Source organism: Undibacterium sp. GW821-FHT11H02 (genome assembly GCF_058808015.1).
Window position 1 is genome coordinate 127,964 of sequence record NZ_JBXARG010000010.1, and the last position, 18,183, is coordinate 146,146.

Annotated in this window: 16 protein-coding genes; 9 read left to right on the top strand and 7 right to left on the bottom strand. The window is 48.3% G+C overall.

Features of this window, described 5'->3' with window-relative positions; translation table 11 throughout:
- Positions 1 to 356: 356 nt before the first annotated feature.
- Positions 357 to 1,250, bottom strand: a complete 894-nt coding sequence (locus AC1RR2_RS11965; RefSeq protein ID WP_493222488.1) for a LysR family transcriptional regulator — start codon at positions 1,248 to 1,250, stop codon at positions 357 to 359.
- Positions 1,251 to 1,523: 273 nt separating this feature from the next.
- On the opposite strand from AC1RR2_RS11965, the gene AC1RR2_RS11970 reads away from it, so the two are divergent.
- The 5 genes from AC1RR2_RS11970 to AC1RR2_RS11990 all read left to right on the top strand — a co-directional run bounded on the left by AC1RR2_RS11970 (position 1,524) and on the right by AC1RR2_RS11990 (position 6,042).
- The gene (locus tag AC1RR2_RS11970) at positions 1,524 to 2,375 is read left to right on the top strand and encodes an aldo/keto reductase (RefSeq protein WP_493222489.1); all 852 of its coding nucleotides are present in this window, start codon (positions 1,524 to 1,526) and stop codon (positions 2,373 to 2,375) included.
- Between the two features lie 37 nt (positions 2,376 to 2,412).
- Positions 2,413 to 2,892, top strand: coding sequence for a (R)-mandelonitrile lyase (locus tag AC1RR2_RS11975; RefSeq protein ID WP_493222490.1), 480 nt, complete (start codon positions 2,413 to 2,415; stop codon positions 2,890 to 2,892).
- 135 nt (positions 2,893 to 3,027) lie between these two features.
- Positions 3,028 to 4,068 (top strand): alpha/beta hydrolase, encoded by a 1,041-nt coding sequence (locus AC1RR2_RS11980; RefSeq protein ID WP_493222537.1) that lies wholly within the window; start codon positions 3,028 to 3,030, stop codon positions 4,066 to 4,068.
- A gap of 106 nt (positions 4,069 to 4,174) precedes the next feature.
- A complete protein-coding gene (locus AC1RR2_RS11985; RefSeq protein ID WP_493222491.1) occupies positions 4,175 to 4,960 on the top strand; it encodes a carboxymuconolactone decarboxylase family protein in 786 nt (261 codons plus the stop codon).
- A gap of 2 nt (positions 4,961 to 4,962) precedes the next feature.
- Entirely contained in the window at positions 4,963 to 6,042 is a 1,080-nt protein-coding gene (locus AC1RR2_RS11990; protein WP_493222492.1) for an alpha/beta hydrolase, read from the top strand.
- Positions 6,043 to 6,336: 294 nt separating this feature from the next.
- On the opposite strand, the gene glmS is transcribed toward AC1RR2_RS11990, so the two are convergent.
- The gene (glmS, locus tag AC1RR2_RS11995) at positions 6,337 to 8,166 is read right to left on the bottom strand and encodes a glutamine--fructose-6-phosphate transaminase (isomerizing) (protein WP_493222493.1); all 1,830 of its coding nucleotides are present in this window, start codon (positions 8,164 to 8,166) and stop codon (positions 6,337 to 6,339) included.
- Between the two features lie 187 nt (positions 8,167 to 8,353).
- Between glmS and AC1RR2_RS12000 the strand changes: the two genes are divergently transcribed.
- A complete protein-coding gene (locus tag AC1RR2_RS12000) occupies positions 8,354 to 8,818 on the top strand; it encodes an Lrp/AsnC family transcriptional regulator (RefSeq protein ID WP_493222494.1) in 465 nt (154 codons plus the stop codon).
- Between the two features lie 132 nt (positions 8,819 to 8,950).
- On the opposite strand, the gene AC1RR2_RS12005 is transcribed toward AC1RR2_RS12000, so the two are convergent.
- From AC1RR2_RS12005 to glmU, 3 genes are all read right to left on the bottom strand, one after another.
- On the bottom strand, positions 8,951 to 10,105 hold the full coding sequence (locus AC1RR2_RS12005) for an NAD-dependent epimerase/dehydratase family protein (protein WP_493222495.1): 1,155 nt from the start codon (positions 10,103 to 10,105) through the stop codon (positions 8,951 to 8,953).
- A 42-nt stretch (positions 10,106 to 10,147) separates the two neighbouring features.
- Positions 10,148 to 11,428 carry an NTP/NDP exchange transporter gene (locus AC1RR2_RS12010; protein WP_493222496.1) on the bottom strand — a complete coding sequence of 427 codons (1,281 nt, stop codon included), beginning with the start codon at positions 11,426 to 11,428 and terminating at the stop codon, positions 10,148 to 10,150.
- A gap of 1,310 nt (positions 11,429 to 12,738) precedes the next feature.
- On the bottom strand, positions 12,739 to 14,106 hold the full coding sequence (gene glmU, locus AC1RR2_RS12015) for a bifunctional UDP-N-acetylglucosamine diphosphorylase/glucosamine-1-phosphate N-acetyltransferase GlmU (protein ID WP_493222497.1): 1,368 nt from the start codon (positions 14,104 to 14,106) through the stop codon (positions 12,739 to 12,741).
- Positions 14,107 to 14,219: 113 nt separating this feature from the next.
- On the opposite strand from glmU, the gene AC1RR2_RS12020 reads away from it, so the two are divergent.
- Positions 14,220 to 14,900: a DUF4272 domain-containing protein gene (locus tag AC1RR2_RS12020; protein ID WP_493222498.1), complete on the top strand. Its 681-nt coding sequence runs from the start codon at positions 14,220 to 14,222 to the stop codon at positions 14,898 to 14,900.
- 183 nt (positions 14,901 to 15,083) lie between these two features.
- Positions 15,084 to 16,427, top strand: a complete 1,344-nt coding sequence (locus AC1RR2_RS12025) for a dipeptidase (RefSeq protein WP_493222499.1) — start codon at positions 15,084 to 15,086, stop codon at positions 16,425 to 16,427.
- 108 nt (positions 16,428 to 16,535) lie between these two features.
- On the opposite strand, the gene AC1RR2_RS12030 is transcribed toward AC1RR2_RS12025, so the two are convergent.
- Positions 16,536 to 16,913, bottom strand: coding sequence for a VOC family protein (locus tag AC1RR2_RS12030; protein WP_493222500.1), 378 nt, complete (start codon positions 16,911 to 16,913; stop codon positions 16,536 to 16,538).
- A gap of 38 nt (positions 16,914 to 16,951) precedes the next feature.
- The gene (locus tag AC1RR2_RS12035; RefSeq protein ID WP_493222501.1) at positions 16,952 to 17,725 is read right to left on the bottom strand and encodes a C1 family peptidase; all 774 of its coding nucleotides are present in this window, start codon (positions 17,723 to 17,725) and stop codon (positions 16,952 to 16,954) included.
- Positions 17,726 to 17,990: 265 nt separating this feature from the next.
- Between AC1RR2_RS12035 and hemP the strand changes: the two genes are divergently transcribed.
- Complete coding sequence (gene hemP / locus AC1RR2_RS12040) at positions 17,991 to 18,176, top strand: hemin uptake protein HemP (protein WP_493222502.1); 186 nt, start codon at positions 17,991 to 17,993, stop codon at positions 18,174 to 18,176.
- Positions 18,177 to 18,183 lie beyond the last annotated feature (7 nt).

Here is an 18,183-nt window from a genome sequence, read left to right on the forward strand (position 1 = left end):
TATTCATTAATTCATCAAGGTCCACAGCCTGAGAAATTTGCATGTGGCGGCAGAGCGCAATCTAGATTGTCAACACTATTTTCGTTGCCGTTAATCTACCGTCAAAATCCTTGGGTATTCGCGATTTAAGGTTACTGCTAGTACTCACCTCGGGAGACTCCGCCGCGCTATATGCTTACTTCCAATTCGTAGCGACTGCACACATTCGGCTACAGGTTTTAGGACGAGCCAGTATAAAACTGATGTAGAAGAACCAATCTCAAAGAATGTCTTACATTCGCCGATATCTCCCTCTGCGAGGGATAAAAGCGAATCAAGGACGGACATTGACGATCTTTGGAATCAAAACGATTTCATTAACTACCATATCGCAGTGCGTCGACCAATAATGAAAATGCGGGTGATGACTGGCGGCGACTTGGGTAATACAAGTGATACCCTGAAAAAGTCGGCCACCAATCTTCTAGCACGGGCTTGAGTAGCCCTTTGTCGATTGGCTCCCGCACCAAATCCTCCAGCATATACGCCAGCCCCATTCCAGACACCGCAGCATTGAGCAATTGCGATGCGCCATTGACGGTCAGTTGGCCATCGACACGCACGTTCAGTTCTCGTGAACCTTTCTTAAACTCCCAAGCGTACAACCCGCCGAGTGTGGGCAAGCGCAGATTGATACACAAGTGTTCCTTTAAATCCTGTGGCGTTTTGGGTGGAGGATACCTCTCGAAATACACAGGTGACCCGACCAGTGCCATGCGCACGTCCGGCCCAATGCGAACAGCAATCATGTCCTTGGCTACCTGCTCACCTAAGCGTATTCCAGCGTCATACCGTTGTTCAACGATATCGACCAGTCGGTTTTCCGAATTAATTTCTATCTTAATGTCTGGATAATCTGGTAGTAGCTTCGCTAGTTTGGGTAGGAGAACCCAGTTGGTAGCATGTTCTGATGCCGTAATGCGAATAGTGCCGGCAGGTCTGTCCCGCAATTCACTCAATGACGCAAGTTCGAACTTTATCTCTTCAACCCTAGGTGCAACCGTCCGCACTAAACGCTCACCCGCTTCTGTGGGCACGACTTTCCGGGTCGTACGCGTTAACAAACGTATGCCCAGCTTGGCTTCCAGTTCCCTAACTGTCTGACTTAATGCTGATTGGGATATGCCAAGCTGAGCTGCGGCTTTGGTAAAGCTGCCTTCCCTAGCCACGGCGATGAACGCCAGCAAATCGTTTAAGTTTTCACGTGCCATTAATAAGTATTCCTTATAAGTTCATGCAAATTATATCGTCTAATCAAATGACTGCTTATTGGTTAAAGTATCTATCACTAAGCTTGTCAAACCGATTCAATAAAGTTTCGAAATGGAATGTCTTGGAATAAAAGGTTATTCCATGCAGAAACGAAAACTGAGATCCAGATGCAGTGCAAGCCTTCTCCGACGTGGAAGCTTCCGCAAAATCCTAATTTGCCATATGACGAGATACGTGCCCAAGAGCCAAGCTTATATAGAGAGGAATCGAAAATGAAACATGTCACTTTAAATAACGGAAACAAAATGCCAATTCTTGGATTTGGGGTGTTCCAAATCCAAGACGCAAAGGAATGCGAACGCTGTGTTATTGACGCCATCGAGACTGGTTATCGCTTAATCGATACGGCCGCTTCTTACCTTAATGAAGACGCCGTGGGCCAAGGTATTAGGAACTGTGGCATTGACCGCGACAGTCTTTTTGTCACGAGCAAGCTATGGGTGGAAGACACTGGCTATCACCGCACCAAACAAGCCATCGATAAGTCACTGTCTCGGTTGCAGCTGGAATATCTGGATCTGTACTTGATTCATCAACCGTTTGGCGATGTCCATGGATCATGGCGCGCAATGGAAGAAGCGCATCGGGAAGGCAAACTCCGCGCGATCGGCGTGAGTAATTTCCACTCAGACCGATTGATGGACATCATCGCGTTCAATGAGATAAAGCCTGCGGTCAATCAAATCGAAATCAATCCATTCCACCAACAAGTCGAGAGCGCGTCCTTCATGCATAACAACAGCGTGCAAGCACAAGCTTGGGCTCCCTTTGCTGAGGGCCGGAATAACCTCTTCCAAAACGAAGTACTTACGTCCATCGGTGCAAAGTATGGCAAGTCTGTAGGACAAGTCGTGCTGCGCTGGCTGATTCAACGCGAGATCGTGGTGTTGGCCAAATCAGTAAAGCGTGAGCGCATGTGGGAAAACATGGACGTCTTTGATTTCGCGCTCGATAGCGATGACCAAGCCCTAATTGCCCAACTAGAAACAGGTCATAGCAGCTTTTTCTCGCATCGCGACCCCGCGATCGTCAAATGGATGAGCGAACGACACCTCGGCACCTGAGATTTGACGCAATCTCGTTTAACAGAAAGAGGCCAAAATGAAATTACCTACCGCCGCACTCATTGCCTTCATATCAATTGCATCACTATCTTTCGCCGAAGACGTGATACGCATCAAAGTTATGCGCGCCGGCACGCAAGCATCCACTATCGGCCCAGCAGAACACTTTACGGGCAAGGTACGAGTCGATTCACGATTTCAGGGAACCGATCCAGCCCGTATTGGAGGTGCGACGGTGTCATTTGATCCCAGCGCTAGGACAGCTTGGCATACACATCCTCTCGGTCAGACACTGATTGTTACAACCGGCACTGGACTGGTTCAGCACTGGGGTGGACCGATTCAGGAAATCAGACCCGGCGATATCGTATGGATCCCGCCCGGAGTCAAACATTGGCACGGCGCCTCGCCAAGCACGGCGATGTCACACATTGCCATCGTGGAATCGCTGAACGGCAAGACGGTCACTTGGATGGAAAAGGTCAGCGATGCGCAATACACCGCTAAGCCGGAATAGTCCTTCGACTGCCTAGCAAATTATCAAGATAGCAAAGGTGCTCAAATGAGAAATAAAGGTTTCAACAAAAACCAATGTGCTTGGTTTGGCGCATTCACATTTGCTTTGTCTTTGGCGATGCTTGGAGTGCTTGTGATGACCACGTCCGCTGTCGCTGCAGACTACAAGAAAAATCCATTTATGCTTGTATACGACGGCGCCATCACGAAGAATGAGCCTGGAAAAGTCAATATACACTCGGTTAGGTACAAGCTTAATGGCATAAATATTAGCGCGAACGTTTATACGCCAGCAAATTATGATCCGCAGAAAAAATATCCTGTGATCGCTGTGGCACATCCGAATGGCGGGGTGAAGGAGCAAGTTGCTGGGTTATATGCCCAGCGACTTGCGGAGCTTGGCTATATCACGATCACGGCAGATGCTGCATATCAGGGCGGGAGCGGCGGAGAGCCACGCAATGTGGATAAACCCGCGCACCGTATCGAGGATATTCACGGCATGGCGGATTTTATCGCCGGTTATCCCGGCGTGGATACAGCGAATCTAGGACTACTCGGTATCTGTGGCGGCGGCGGATACGCATTGTCTGCTGCGAAAAGCGATAAGCGCTTCAAATCGATTGCGACACTGAGCATGTTCAACTCTGGACGGGTCCGTCGTAATGGCTTCCAAGATTCGCTACTCGACTCAATTCAGCAAAGGATGCAACTTGCTTCTCAGGCCCGTGTTCAAGAGGTGGCTGGCGCAGCAGTACGCTATTCGGGGGACTCTAAGCTAACAGATGAACAGATCGCGAAATTAGCTTTTGATTTGTATCGACAAGGGTATGAATATTATTGGAGGACACATACGCATCCTAACTCGACCTTTAAATACACCGCGAGCAGTTTGCTGGACTTGATGCGCTGGGACGCGACCGACCAGATCAATCTAATCAACCAGCCGCTACTGATGATTGCAGGCAGCAAAGCCGATAGCCTTTACATGACCGAAGAAGCGTTTTCTAAGGCCACGGGGAGTCAGGATAAAGAACTATTTAAGATTGACGGGGCGACGCATATCGAAACCTACTGGATTCCCCAATATGTAGATTCCGCGCTTGGTAGGCTAAGCGTCTTCTTTGCCCGAACCCTTTCATTCAAAGTAGAACCAAAGACAAGTAAGGCAAGGTAAACCTAACTGTAATTCCGCCCTCATTTGCCATTCAAGGGCACAATGTAGGGAGGTCTTTGCAAATGGGTACGCCGCCAACATGAATATCTAATAGAACGGAGAGCCGATGAATGTTATGCAAGCCCAAATAAATCGCAAGATCACGGCGCTAAACTTTGTGTGCGCCCTGACCATAGGGATGACGCTTGCACCCAGTCACGCTGCTGAGGTGGCGCTCACCAAGCAAGCGTCGACGACACAGCGTGTCTCTGACACACTATCGGTCAAACAGCAAACTATTCCTTTGATCGCTGCCTACATGGCAACGAGCGATATGACTAAGCTCAACGCCGCCTTGACTCAGGGACTTGACGCAGGCCTGAGCATCAGCGAGATAAAGGAAGTCCTGGTGCAACTTTATGCCTATGTCGGATTTCCTAAAAGCCTTAATGCGCTCGGTGAGTTGTTAAAAGTCGTGGAAGCACGCAAACAGCGAGGTATTCAGGATGAAATCGGGCGCGAACCTAGTCGCCCAATACCTACTGGTGATGAGCTGATTGCAGTCGGCAAGGCCAACCAAACTCGCATCTCTGGTAGTCCGGTGGTGGGTCCTGTGATGGATTTTGCCCCCATCATTAACCAGCTTCTGCAAACCCATTTGTTCGGTGACATTTTTGAGCGCGATAACCTCGATTGGCAGAGCCGAGAATTGGCGACCGTCGGTGCGCTAGCAGCCACACCGGGCGTCGAGGCACAGTTGCGTTCTCACATGCGGGCTAGCATGCGAGTGGGTCTGACGGCACGGCAATTAAACGAGGTGGTCGAGATTTTGGCAAAACACCTTGATGAACCAACGTCCAAACGTGCGCGTGCGGCACTAATTCAAGCAGTTAATTACACATTGGGAGGTTGACCATGAGATTTGCGAACACGATACCGGCGCTAATGATGCTTATCGCGCTTAACGCCTGTACTACTCTTTCCGCAGGCTCAGGTAATTCTACTGAGCCCCTAGTTCTTCAGCAACAAGGTAGCTTCGCCGTAGGAGGTAAAGTGGCGAGCATTGCTGGCACGTACAACAATAACAACCCGACCGCTCAAGGTCAGACCTTCCACGGTGATCATCTCTACGCCTTCTACCAAGTCCCGCAGCGTCCTCGACCTTTACCCATCGTTATGTTGCATGGCGCATTCCAGTCGGCGCGTAGCTGGGAAACCACATCAGATGGCCGCGAAGGTTTTCAAACGATCTTCCTGCGTAGAGGTTACTCTGTCTATCTCGTCGATCAGCCACGCCGCGGACGGGCTGGCAACAGCACCGTAGGGACAAGCATTGAGCCAACACCACTTGATCAACTATTTTTCGATCAGTTTCGAATCGGCAAGTGGCCGAATTATTTCGATCACGTGCAGTTCGACAACAAGCCTGAGACGCTAAACCAGTTCTTCCGCTCAGTCACACCAAATACAGGGCCATTCGATGTTGACGTGATCTCGGACGCAATGGCGGCGCTATTCGAAAAGACCGGACCCGGCATCTTGTTCTCACATTCGCAAGCGGGCGGGCCGGGTTGGTTGACGGCGATCAAAACCAAGAACGTCAGAGGTATCGTTGCGTTCGAACCGGGGAGTGGCTTCATCTTTCCCGAGCACGAGCTGCCGAAAGAAATGCCAAGCGCAGCAGGAATATTGAAGCCAGAGAAGGTGTCTCTAGAAGATTTCAAAAAGCTCACCAGAATTCCGATTGTCATCTATTACGGTGACAACTTTCCGGTGGAACCGACCACGGAACGTGGGCAAGACAACTGGCGGGTACGCCTCGCCATGGCAAGAATCTGGGTAGACGCCATCAACAAACACGGCGGCGACGCCCAACTGGTTCATCTGCCAAAGATAGGTATACGGGGCAACACGCACTTCATGATGTCCGATTTAAACAATATCCAGATCGCCGATCAAGTATCGAAATTTTTGGTTGAGAAAAATTTAGACTGAACCAAGAAGCGGAGATAGCTCGCTAAGATTAGAGTGGAATGGTCTGCTGTTGCTCGAACATCCAAAAGCAAATCTTGGATGTCCGCATCTGGCCGATGGAGTTGAAAATTTGTGAGAGATATTTGAACAAACACCGGAAAAATAAAGCGATCCAACTTGGGAGAGTTTTCTTCCTAAGTTGGATCAATTTTTTCGCGGAGGAAATCAATAGTAGTCAATTATCCAAAATTAATACGTCATCTATATCTGAAACTAATTGCTGTTGGCACATAATCCAACTCATGCATGACACTGCTATTCCACCGTCACACTCTTAGCCAAATTCCTAGGCTTATCCACATCCGTCCCACGCGCCAACGCCGTGTGATACGCCAACAACTGCAAAGGCACGGTATGCAAAATCGGGGACAGCATGCCGTAGTGTTCGGGTAGGCGGATCACGTGCACACCTTCGCTTGGTGTGATTCTAGAGTCAGCGTCGGCGAAGACGTAGAGTTCACCGCCACGGGCGCGGACTTCTTGCATATTCGATTTGAGTTTTTCGATCAATGTGTCGTTTGGTGCGACGGTGACTACTGGCATGTCTTTCGTCACTAAGGCTAGTGGGCCGTGTTTGAGTTCGCCTGCTGGATACGCTTCTGCGTGGATGTAAGAAATCTCTTTGAGTTTTAATGCGCCTTCGAGCGCAATGGGGTAATGCAAACCCCGGCCTAAGAACAAAGCATTTTCTTTGCGGGCGAATTCGTCTGCCCAGGCGATGATTTGTGGTTCTAGTGCGAGCACTGCGGTGATCGCGACCGGTAAATGGCGCAGGGCTTTGATGTGATCTTGTTCTTGTGTTTCGCTCAAACGACCTTTGCTTTGTGCGAGTGTGAGTGCTAACAAGAATAAGGCGGCTAGCTGGGTAGTGAACGCTTTGGTCGACGCCACGCCAACTTCAACACCAGCACGCGTGATATAGGCCAGCTCGCATTCGCGCACCATGGCGCTAGTGGCAACATTGCAAATCGTCAGACTGTGCGGCATGCCGAGTTCACGTGCGTGTTTGAGTGCTGCTAGTGTGTCTGCGGTTTCACCACTCTGTGAAATGGTGACGACTAAACTCTTAGGATTGGGCACGCTGTCGCGGTAGCGATATTCACTGGCGATTTCTACATTGACCGGAATTTTAGCGATCGACTCTATCCAATATTTGGCCGTCATGCCGGCGTAGTAACTGGTGCCGCAAGCGAGAATTAATACATTGTCGATCTCTTTGAATACGCGGTAGGCTTTGTCGCCAAATAGCTCAGGCATGATGTTGGTGATGCCTTCTAAGGTGTCGCCTAATGCACGTGCTTGTTCGAAGATTTCTTTTTGCATGTAGTGACGATATGGGCCGAGTTCTGCGGCACCTGTGTGGGCGTGCACAGTGCGTACTTCGCGTTCGACTTGTTTGCCATTCACATCGACAATCCACACGCGTTGCAATTGCAAATCGACGACATCGCCTTCTTCTAAATAAATAATTTGGTCTGTTGTGCCTGCTAATGCCATTGCATCGGAGGCTAAGAAATTCTCGCCTTTACCTACACCCACGATTAATGGCGAACCTTGACGTGCACCGACCACGCGATGTGGTTCGTCGCGGCAAAATACGGCGATTGCATAGGCACCAGTTAAGCGTTTGACCGCTTGTTGTACGGTGTCAAATAAATCGCCGCTATATAAATGATCGACTAAGTGGGCGATGACTTCGGTGTCGGTTTGACTCTCGAATACATAGCCCGCTTGAGTTAGCTCGGCACGTAGCTCTTCGTGGTTTTCAATAATGCCGTTGTGGACTAGGGCGATACGCGCGTTATCACCATTGCGAGAGAAATGCGGATGCGCATTCGCCGAGGATGGCGCGCCGTGAGTCGCCCAGCGCGTGTGCGCGATGCCGGTAAATCCTGCCAAACCAGTTTGCTCTACTTGGGCTTGCAACTCGGCCACGCGTGATGTGCTGCGCGAACGCTGTAATTTGCCATCGACATGCAAGGCCACGCCGCATGAATCATAGCCTCGGTATTCAAGGCGCTTGAGACCTTCCAATAAGATAGGAGTGATATTACGTTGTGCTACTGCGCCGACGATGCCACACATAGAGACCTCTGCTGAAGATAAAAAGCCAAGATAGGCTGAATACTGAGCATGCTAATCGAGTCGACGTGAAATTTCCTTTCAAAATTTATGTAAAAATGCTTAAATGGATCACCACCATTATTCAATGCATAGAAATTTCATTGGAACTACTATTTTGAAATTTTAAGTCACAAAAACCTATCCACCTATGACAAATTTAGATGAACTTGATAAACGCATCTTGCAAACCTTGCAAGTCGATGCATCGCTCAGCAATCACGAACTAGCTCAACGGGTACATGCCTCGCCACCAACTTGCTTACGCCGCGTGAACCGTTTAAAAAAAGAAGGCGTGATCGCTAAACAAGTGACGATCTTGTCGCCCGAAAAAGTCGGTGCAGGCTTGACCGCGATTGTTGAAATCACGCTCGATCATCAGGCGACGGAACATCAAATCGCGTTTGAGCAATTGGTGGCGAAAGAAATCGCGGTACAGCAATGTTATAGAGTGTCACCGGGACCGGACTTTGTGGTAATCATACAAGTGGCGGATATGGCCGCCTATCATGCGCTGGCGCATCGCTTATTTGCGACGCAATCGAATGTTCGCAATGTGCGCAGTTTCTTTTCTATTTCACGTAGCAAATTTGAAACACAGGTGGTGATCGCGTAAAGAGGCGCAAGACAAAGCCATACAAAGAAATTGACCCGTCTTGCCCTCTTCGGTTGCTTCGCCATTGCACCGCACTTGATCTAAGTACTTGATTTAAGTACTTGATTTATGCATTGGAATTACGCAAGGATACTAACTAGCTTTTGACTCTTTCCAGCGCTTCAAAATACTTGCTTCCTGCTCTGATGTGAATGCCATTTTCACGCGACCATTTTCTGCGCCCAATTGTGTCTTATACCAAGCTAAGGTATCGGTCACAGTTTGCTCAACCGGACGAAAACGCATGCCAGTTTTTACCGCACGGGCATTGCTCCAGGTGTGAAAGCCTTTTGAATTACCGTAGTAAGGCGACCAGATAGGAAACTCAATATCAGTTTGTTTATCCATAAATTCACTCGGTATCCAGGTGACATTGCTACTCGCATTAGTCGCTTTTTTACACGCCTCGATGACGCGTCCCCATGGCATGGTTTTTTCAGGGCCGAGCGCATTAAACTTGCCTGTCGTTTGATTTTCAACCACCAACACTAACCACTCTGCGAGATCTCTCACGTCAATAATCTGAAATGGCTCCGTCGGTGCGCCAGGCACGGCAATTTCACCACCTTTATCGAAACGCACTGGCCAGTATGTAAAGCGTCCGGTCGGATCATCAGGCCCTACGATATAGCCAGGGCGAACAATCGTGGTACGACCTGGCAAGGCTTTTTCTGCAGCTTGTTCACAGGCTGCTTTTAAACCACCATAATTTTCAAAATTCTTCCCCATTTCTTCCACAGCCGGGTTCGACAACACTGCCAGCGGCGTATCTTCATCACCGTGCATGGGCACGGGTTCTTTATAGCAGCTGATACTAGAAATATAGATGTACTGCTTTACGCGAGGCGCCAGCAATTGTGCTGAAGCGCCGACCATACGCGGATAATAACCAGAGTCATCGATGACCGCATCCCATTCACCTGTCTCTAGCGACTTGATACCTTCACCTTTATTCGGATCACGATCACCTTGGCGTTTTTCGATATTCGGGAATAAGCCAGGACGCGTTTTACCACGGTTGAATAGGGTCAGGGTATGGCCGCGCGCAGTCGCTGCAGCAACAATGGCGGGGCCAAGAAAACCGGTACCGCCCAAGACCAAAATACGTTTCGGTGCGCTTGCTGGCTCGGCGGAATAGACAGGTGCGCTAAACGTATTGGCGGCACTTGCTATCCCCGACATACCAACCGCACTTGTGAGACCCGCAGCAGCACTTAACTGCATAAATTGACGACGTGAATTTGACATGATTCGCTCCTTATATAAAAAATTACCCGAGCACAGACCCGCTCATTTCTTTAAACGGCGCCCGATAGCACCACCAACAAACAACCACACTGAGGAAGTCGATAAAGCGGCTACCGACATAGGCACAGCCAGCCATGCCAACAAACTTGGCAACCATACACCCAGCATATCGCCGCCGCGATACACAAAAGTATCAATAAACGCTTTTGATTTGTAACGTTCGTCAGGACCAAGATGAATATATAAGATCTCGCGCGCTGGTCTATCCACGGCATAGTGCAAGCCACGCCGCAGTACTTGTACAATTGCCAGAGCCACAAAGCCTGGCCAAATGACCAAGGCACCAAAACCGAGCATCGTAGTCAAAGGTAAAATCAGCAAGACACCCGATACACCTATGCCGCGCAGCAAACGACTGGTCACAAATAACTGCAAGCTCAAAGTAATGACGTTGCCCCACAAATCCATACGAGCAAAAGCCGCCGTGCGCTCCGCATTATCGACAAAACTCTTGGCAACAATATCTGCTTGCATCAGGTACAAAAAAGTCGAAGTCACTGCATACAGCAAGATGTATGCACAGATCATTTGCAAATAAGTCGACGACAAAATAGAACGCAAACCCTGCTTGTAATCTGGCCCCGGCTCTCTAACTTCTTGCTTACGATTACTCAAATTAAAATGCTTGGCCAGTCGCAACATGCAAAACACGGCCAACTCCAAACCTATGCAGGCCAATACCATCAGCCCAACTGGCTCCAGCTTGATTCCCCAACTTCCGCGACTTAGTGCTTCGGTCGTGGCGGCGCCAATAATCGCCCCTAAGCTGCCGCCCATAGAGATCATGCCAAACAGACGCTTACCTTGATCCTCACTAAATACATCCGTCATCAGGCTCCAGAAAATGGACACCACGAACAAATTGAAGACACTGAGCCAGACATAAAATACATAGCCAAGCACGGCACCGCCGTGTTCCGGCAAGAGATTGAACAGGACAACGAATAGCAGAAGATTTGCGGCAAAAAAATGACTGACAATAGGGATGAAACGACGACGCGCTAGTTTAGACACTAGCATTGCATAAATGGGATTGGCCAAGAACATAGCAAGCATAGTCGCGGTCATTAACCAAGGCAATTTATCAACCCCCTTGGCAATACCCATTGCTTCGCGTACCGGGCGCAAAAAATAAAAACTTAATAACAAAAAGAAAAAGTAAGCAGCAGCCCATAACAAAGCACGCCCTTCACCGGCTTGCAATAATACGAATTTGCGCCACCCGGAAGCGGTCACCGGCTGTGTCATATCAGTTGAATTCATGTCTACCCCATCACCAAAACACCCGCAGGCACTTTGATAATTTATTTTTGATTTTTTTTAAACAGCACTCTGCTTATGGATGAGCAAAGCTTGCGATTGGAGGCGCATTTGTGTTGGAAGTTCAGCTACAGGTCCTAAAAATAAGCAAATTTATTTATCGTCAAAACTGGAACTATCCACACTGAACAAGGTCTGCGCGCGCGTTATTTTTGGGAGATATTTAGATAAGGCGGCGATAGCCTGAGATCTGTCAGCATCAGAACTTTTGTCCCAAAATTCAAATACCCATACAAATTGGTATCAAAGCCAAGTCACTAAGCTAAGTCACTAAGCCCGGACTTCGACTTAGTACGCTAAAAATAACCAGATCATGTTATCAAGCTGAATTTGCAATTCATTTTGAGATGCAAGGCATGCCCACAATGTGTGCTCGACATGAAGGCCAAGACTTTATAGCTAAGCAAATCAGTAAAAAAAATGCACTAAACAGGCTTTGCACCACGTCAGCGTTTTAGTTCAAGTTATGAAAAAGTGATAGAACAAATAAGTTAAATGATTTAAATCATAATTTAACGTCGCATTTCAACGACAAAAATCTTATTTTCTCAGGGGGAAATATAAATTATTTCTTGACTATGACAAGATATACGATTTGTGAATGGTCGACATTACAAATCAAAATTGTATTTATATTTATTGTATTGATATGATTCTACCTGTCGCAACGATGCATGCAACAAGCACACAAAGTAGCGACAAATATTGAAATTAACTTATCTCAAACAAAGGAAATATTATGTTAAACGCATTCGTAGAAATCCAACTGGTAGTAACAATGGTCGCTGTTGTTGCTGTATTCTCTGCTTACTTCTTCGATTCTTCTACCAATTAATTGCTTAGCGATTTTGAAGATTATTAGTAAGGTCGTTAATAGTACAGTTCAAAGCACAATTAGTAGCAAAGCTGCAAATGCAGCAATAAAAATTAATGTGCGGTAGTCAGATTAGCAAATTCTAGTTGTAGATCGCAGTAGTGGTTCGCAACAGTGGATCAAAGCAGTATCGTAAAGCAGTCTATTAAAGTAGTACAACAAAGCAATAAGCTTGCAGCAAAGACCATCGTCGTAGGGATGCAAGAAGTATCCCGCCCAGAGTCTCAAGGGCACTATGACAGTTGTCTGACTAGGGGGATATTCTTCCCCCTGGCTAGTGGCAAGAATCCAAACAAATTCAACTCCCCCGTCAAACCTAACAGCAACTGACCCAATCAGCGAGCGCAGCCTTTTCCTAGTTCACCGTGTCTTCTGGGATTTACTTTTTGATTTTAACTGGGCGCTGCCAGCCTTCTACGGTTATTTGCTTGGCGCGCGACACTGTTAATTTACCTTCAGGCGCATCCTTAGATAAGGTTGTGCCAGCCCCTAAGGTCGCACCTTTGCCTACCCGTACCGGCGCTATTAATTGGCTATCACTACCAATGAAAGCATCGTCTTCAATCACGGTACGGAATTTATTCACGCCGTCGTAATTGCAGGTGATCGTCCCTGCACCAATATTGACACGACTACCTATAGTGGCGTCGCCCAGGTAGGCCAGATGATTGGCCTTGCTGTGCGCCGCAATTTGACTATTTTTGACTTCAACAAAATTACCAATATGCACGTCTTGCGCCAGCTCTGCGCCTGGACGCAAGCGGGCGTAAGGGCCAATCTGGCCTTTTTCCCCAACGACCGCCTCCTCTATGTGACAGAAGGGCTTGATGTCAGACCCCGCACCTATCTTGGCGTTTTTGATGACGCAATGGGCGCCAATTTTGACGCCATCGGCTAATTCAACTTGGCCTTCGAACACGCAACCTACATCAATCGTCACATCACGACCACAAATCAGATTGCCACGCACATCGATGCGCGTTGGATCGAGCAAAGTCACGCCCTGCTCTAACAAATTCAAGGCGATATTTTTCTGATGTACGCGCTCTAATTCGGCCAACTGTATTTTGCTGTTGACGCCCATGGTTTCCCATATCGCATCAGGTTGCGCCGATGTGACTGCTACGCCATCTGCCACCGCGCTAGCCACGATGTCGGTCAAATAATATTCGCCTTGCGCGTTTTGATTAGAGAGTTGACTTAACCATTTTTTCAATGCCGCTGTCGGCGCCACCATGATGCCTGTGTTAATTTCAGTCACGGCACGCTCTGTCTCGTTGGCATCTTTTTGCTCCACGATGCGACGAATTTTCCCGTCTTCACGAATGATGCGCCCCAAGCCTGTCGGATCCGTCATTTGTGCCGTCAGAATTGCTAATTGATCGACGCCAGCGGCCGCAAGCAGTCGCTGCAAACTGCTGGCACGAGTCAGAGGAACATCACCATACAAAATCAAAGTAGGTACAGCTTCGTCCAGATGCGGGATAGCTTGCGCCACGGCGTGACCCGTGCCAAGTTGTGGCTCTTGTTTAGCGAAAGCAATATCGTCCGCAGCCACTGCAGTCGGCACTTGCTCACCGCCATGACCGTAAATAATGCAAATCTTGGCTGCGCTTTTGCTCTGCAATTGCCGTGCAGTCTCAATCACGTGTTGCAGCATCGCTTTACCAGCAATGGGGTGCAAGACCTTAGGTAAATTCGATTGCATGCGTTTGCCCATGCCGGCAGCAAGAATAACGACGTTCATAAATTTTGTATAAGTAAGAAACTGGAAGGCGCAAGTCTATCACGCCGATCCGCCTTGGAGCATCAGCGCGGCGGTGTCATAATCCCGTATTCCATCGCATTGAATGTTCCACCATGACGCCAGAACTTAGAAAAGAAGCCTCAGAACTACAGCTCCATAAACGCGGCATACGCATCAATGTGCAACTGCATGTGATCGAAGCTGATGAGGAAGTTAAGTTGCGCAGCAAGCAGGAAGTCGAAGCCAGACTTTGGGCGCTGTGGGCAGTCAGCCAGGCAGGCGCGAGCGATAATCCTACAATAACTCGCGCGATCCACGAGTATCTGCGTCAACACGGTTTGCTTGAAGCCTTATCGGCTCAGGAATCCGACTTTCTCAGCCACCGATCTGAACCTGCGGAGCGTCGCCACATGTTTCGCGAGCGATTGCATGCCTTCCATTTTCTCGCTTGGTGCGCGGGCTTATTGGACAAAATTGATCTAAGCACGAAACCCATCAACAGCGCCCCCCTATTGCCATACTTTCCTGCAATCAGTGACTCCAAAGTAGAGCGCGAAGCAGCGCTACCCTTGACGGATGCGATCAAGTTGCGGCGCAAAGATGTCATTATGGACTGGTCAGATTTATTATATCGCCTGCATTGGGCGGTACGCCATGCCCAACTGAACAACAAACCCAGTCCCGGTAATATCGATAGTGCCATGGTCAGAGAATGGCATCAGGCAGTCAATTGGATGTGCTGCTACGACGATGAAGCCGACTGGGACAAGGTCAGTACGGAGACCACGGCATAAACCAGAAAAAGACAAACAGTAAACAAGGGAACCTTCACCCGCAAGACGGGTCTATCGCTGTGGATCACGAATTCCCCCGACCTGTTTGCTGCTGATTTTTCGCTTGCAAGGGGAAAGCGATGTAAAAAATTAAATAATTCGCTATAAGTAGCCCGGTTTACTACAACATCAACAAGGAAAACTATGAGACTGTCCCTGCGCCACAAAATCCCTATGGCTGTACTCATCGGTGCGCTCGTTGCCTGCGCCAGCGTAACGATCACCACTGTCAGCCTCGCCACTCCGGCCAGCGGCAAAGCCTCAAGCGAAGATGCCCTAGTCACGAAAGCTAAAGCGATACACAAACGTGTACTGACGCTCGATACACATAATGATATTGATATTAATAATTTCGGATTTTCTCGCAATTACTCACAAGATTTAGAAAATCAAGTCACTCTACCGAAAATGATTGCGGGCGGTTTGGACGCTTCATTTTTCATTGTCTACACCGGACAATCGACCGAGGCAGACGCTTTTGAAGCCGCTGGCTATAAACGTGCTTACGACAGCGCCATCAATATGTTTGAAGGCATACATCGCATGACCACGGTGCTCGCGCCCAGCCAAATAGAATTTGCGCACAGCGTTGCCGATGTCAAACGGATTTATGCCAAAGGTAAAAAAGTCGCCTTGATCGGTGTAGAAAATGCCTACCCTTTAGGTGACGAAAAAGTCGCTTTAAAACGCGTTAAACAATTCTACGAACGCGGCGCACGTTATATGTCACTCGCGCATCAAGGTCATAGCCAATTATCTGATTCGAACACTGGTGAAGCCATCGGTTGGAAGTGGAATGGTCTATCCCCACTCGGCAAGCAAGTCATCAGTGAAATGAACAAATGGGGCATTATGGTGGACGTATCGCATCCGTCCAAAGAATCGATGATGCAAACCCTGGCAATTACCAAAGCACCTATCATCGCCTCGCATTCATCTGTACGCGCTTTGTGTGATGTCAGCCGCAATATGGACGATGAACAATTGCTGGCACTGAAAGCCAACAATGGCGTAATCCAGATCGTCGGCTTTAACAGTTATTTGAAAACGGACTCAGCAGAACGTCGTGCCGCCATTAAAGTGGTGCGCGACGAATTTAACTTGCCGGGCAATGTGTCGCTTGTTGGCATACGTCGCGGCCCCGTCGGCGGCTTTAGCGAAGAGCAACGCCAGGCAATATTAAAACGCTTCGATGAAGTTGATGCCAAGTTCCCAGCACCGACCCGCGCAACAGTCAAAGATTTGGTCAATCATATCGACTACGCCGTGAAAAAAATCGGTATAGATCATGTCGGCATTTCTTCCGATTTTGACGGCGGTGGCGGTATCGAAGGCTGGAATCACGCCGGTGAAACTTTCAACGTTACTTTAGAATTAGTACGTCGTGGCTATACCGAAGAGCAGATCGCCAAACTCTGGAGTGGTAACCTGTTACGCGTGATGAGCGATGTTGAAAAAGTCGCCAAAGAATTACAAGCAAAGAAATAATCGCGCGGTAGCGCAGCGTCGATTCAGAATCAAAAATTAAAAAGCGCAAAGAATTGACCACTTTGCGCTTTTTTACTTCCTAGGCTTCAACCGGAGTCGGTCAAAATTTCACTGCGGCTTCTCTTCCATCAAACCCACCAAATTGCCATCAGGATCACGGACAAAGCCTATCCACAAATTATGATCGGGCATAGGTGCGACGAATTGCGGCGCACGTTCAGCAACAGCACAACGGGCAACAATTTCAGCAAAGCTCGCTTCTATATCTTGCACTTTAAAGTACAAAACAGAATTAGCGCCCACCGCACCTGCGCCTTGTGGCGTACTCAGCATAATACGCACGCTTCCTGCAGCCAGAAACGCTAATGTCGGGGCTGGGCTAAATAAGAATTGCAGTCCCAACACATCGCGATAAAAAGGCAGCGCAGTAGCAACATCACTGACCGTGATGGCGATTTGTCCTATGCCAGAAATTGTAGTCTCCATCTTGTCCTCACAAAAATTCATATCGATTGAAGCGCATTTTAGCCAGATTCCACCACCCGCAAAGTCCAAAAATCGCGTGCCATTTTTTCCTGCACTACATACTCATAGGGCAGAGTGAAATAGCCTTGCTGTCCCCAACTCTTGCCCCATGAGTTCATCATGATAAAGCGCTCGCTTTCATCGTTGTAGCCAACCGCCAACACCGCATGCGCACCCACTTTAGTTTCATCTTTTTTAGGCAAATTCAGAACGCCACGACTGGTCATCTGCGCACTCTCAAACGCACTGTACACCGTTAAACCAAACACAAAAGGAAAACCTTCTGCCAGGCACGACTTCAACTCATCTAAGTCATGCCGCAATCGTTGGTAAGCGACACTTTGAAAATCCAATGCTTGTTGATAAGCATGGCGCGGTGGCTTGGTCGCATATTGATGAGCACGATACGGCCAAACGCTCTCGCGACAAATGCCTTGTTTTGCTACGCTCTTCATGGCATCACGAATTTGCGCGCCTTTATTTTGCCGCTGCTTACCCGCCAATGCGCGCGCGTTGTAATGCAAAAACAAGCGAGATGGATGATAGACCGGCACGGCACGTTCCTGCTCGCGCGCCTGGCGCATCAGATTAAAACGAAACGCATTACAAACCGCATTCGCAGTACAACTACCGATACGTGAGCCCTGATCAAACACGGGGGGACAATGGCGCCGCAAATCGACACGAGCTGGCAAGAGCAAGGCTGGCACCTGAAACGCATGATCTCTGGCATCGGGCGCATCGGGCTGCAGTAGGAATAGTTTCGATGGCACAGTAATCATCCTCTCAAAAAAGATAAATAGCGAAGACTAAAAGCAAAGCTTAACAGCAAAAACGCCTGGCGTTCAGTTCAGCTTATATGAACATCAAGACCACAAAAGCATACAACGCCAGACTAAGAAATGACTCATCTGATCTCTATTTGCATATAAAAATTCCAAGTAGGATTTTTTAATTTGCAAATGATAATGATTCTCATTTATAATTAATCTAGCAACCGGCTTTACACCCCAAACAAAGACTAATAAAACTTGATCTATGAATCTCGCAGACCCACTTAAAACCGCTCAAGTATCCGCAATACCGTCTGCACCATTGGCAACTGCATTGAGGATTAACAGCAAAGACCTATTGCAGGGGCACAAAGAATTAGAAATCGAACACAAGGGCGCCTTGTATCGCCTACGTTGCACTGCTTTGGGAAAGTTGATTTTAACTAAATAGCGCTCCG

What these genes read in the sequence shown, in the direction of transcription:
- AC1RR2_RS12020 (WP_493222498.1), top strand. Translation starts at nt 14,220, where the DNA reads ATGACGCCAGAACTTAGAAAAGAAGCCTCAGAACTACAGCTCCATAAA.
- AC1RR2_RS11980 (WP_493222537.1), top strand. Translation starts at nt 3,028, where the DNA reads ATGACCACGTCCGCTGTCGCTGCAGACTACAAGAAAAATCCATTTATG.
- AC1RR2_RS12030 (WP_493222500.1), bottom strand. Translation starts at nt 16,913, where the DNA reads ATGGAGACTACAATTTCTGGCATAGGACAAATCGCCATCACGGTCAGT.
- AC1RR2_RS12010 (WP_493222496.1), bottom strand. Translation starts at nt 11,428, where the DNA reads ATGAATTCAACTGATATGACACAGCCGGTGACCGCTTCCGGGTGGCGC.
- AC1RR2_RS11985 (WP_493222491.1), top strand. Translation starts at nt 4,175, where the DNA reads ATGAATGTTATGCAAGCCCAAATAAATCGCAAGATCACGGCGCTAAAC.
- AC1RR2_RS12000 (WP_493222494.1), top strand. Translation starts at nt 8,354, where the DNA reads ATGACAAATTTAGATGAACTTGATAAACGCATCTTGCAAACCTTGCAA.
- glmS (WP_493222493.1), bottom strand. Translation starts at nt 8,166, where the DNA reads ATGTGTGGCATCGTCGGCGCAGTAGCACAACGTAATATCACTCCTATC.
- glmU (WP_493222497.1), bottom strand. Translation starts at nt 14,106, where the DNA reads ATGAACGTCGTTATTCTTGCTGCCGGCATGGGCAAACGCATGCAATCG.
- AC1RR2_RS11990 (WP_493222492.1), top strand. Translation starts at nt 4,963, where the DNA reads ATGAGATTTGCGAACACGATACCGGCGCTAATGATGCTTATCGCGCTT.
- AC1RR2_RS11975 (WP_493222490.1), top strand. Translation starts at nt 2,413, where the DNA reads ATGAAATTACCTACCGCCGCACTCATTGCCTTCATATCAATTGCATCA.
- AC1RR2_RS11970 (WP_493222489.1), top strand. Translation starts at nt 1,524, where the DNA reads ATGAAACATGTCACTTTAAATAACGGAAACAAAATGCCAATTCTTGGA.
- AC1RR2_RS11965 (WP_493222488.1), bottom strand. Translation starts at nt 1,250, where the DNA reads ATGGCACGTGAAAACTTAAACGATTTGCTGGCGTTCATCGCCGTGGCT.
- AC1RR2_RS12025 (WP_493222499.1), top strand. Translation starts at nt 15,084, where the DNA reads ATGAGACTGTCCCTGCGCCACAAAATCCCTATGGCTGTACTCATCGGT.
- hemP (WP_493222502.1), top strand. Translation starts at nt 17,991, where the DNA reads ATGAATCTCGCAGACCCACTTAAAACCGCTCAAGTATCCGCAATACCG.
- AC1RR2_RS12005 (WP_493222495.1), bottom strand. Translation starts at nt 10,105, where the DNA reads ATGTCAAATTCACGTCGTCAATTTATGCAGTTAAGTGCTGCTGCGGGT.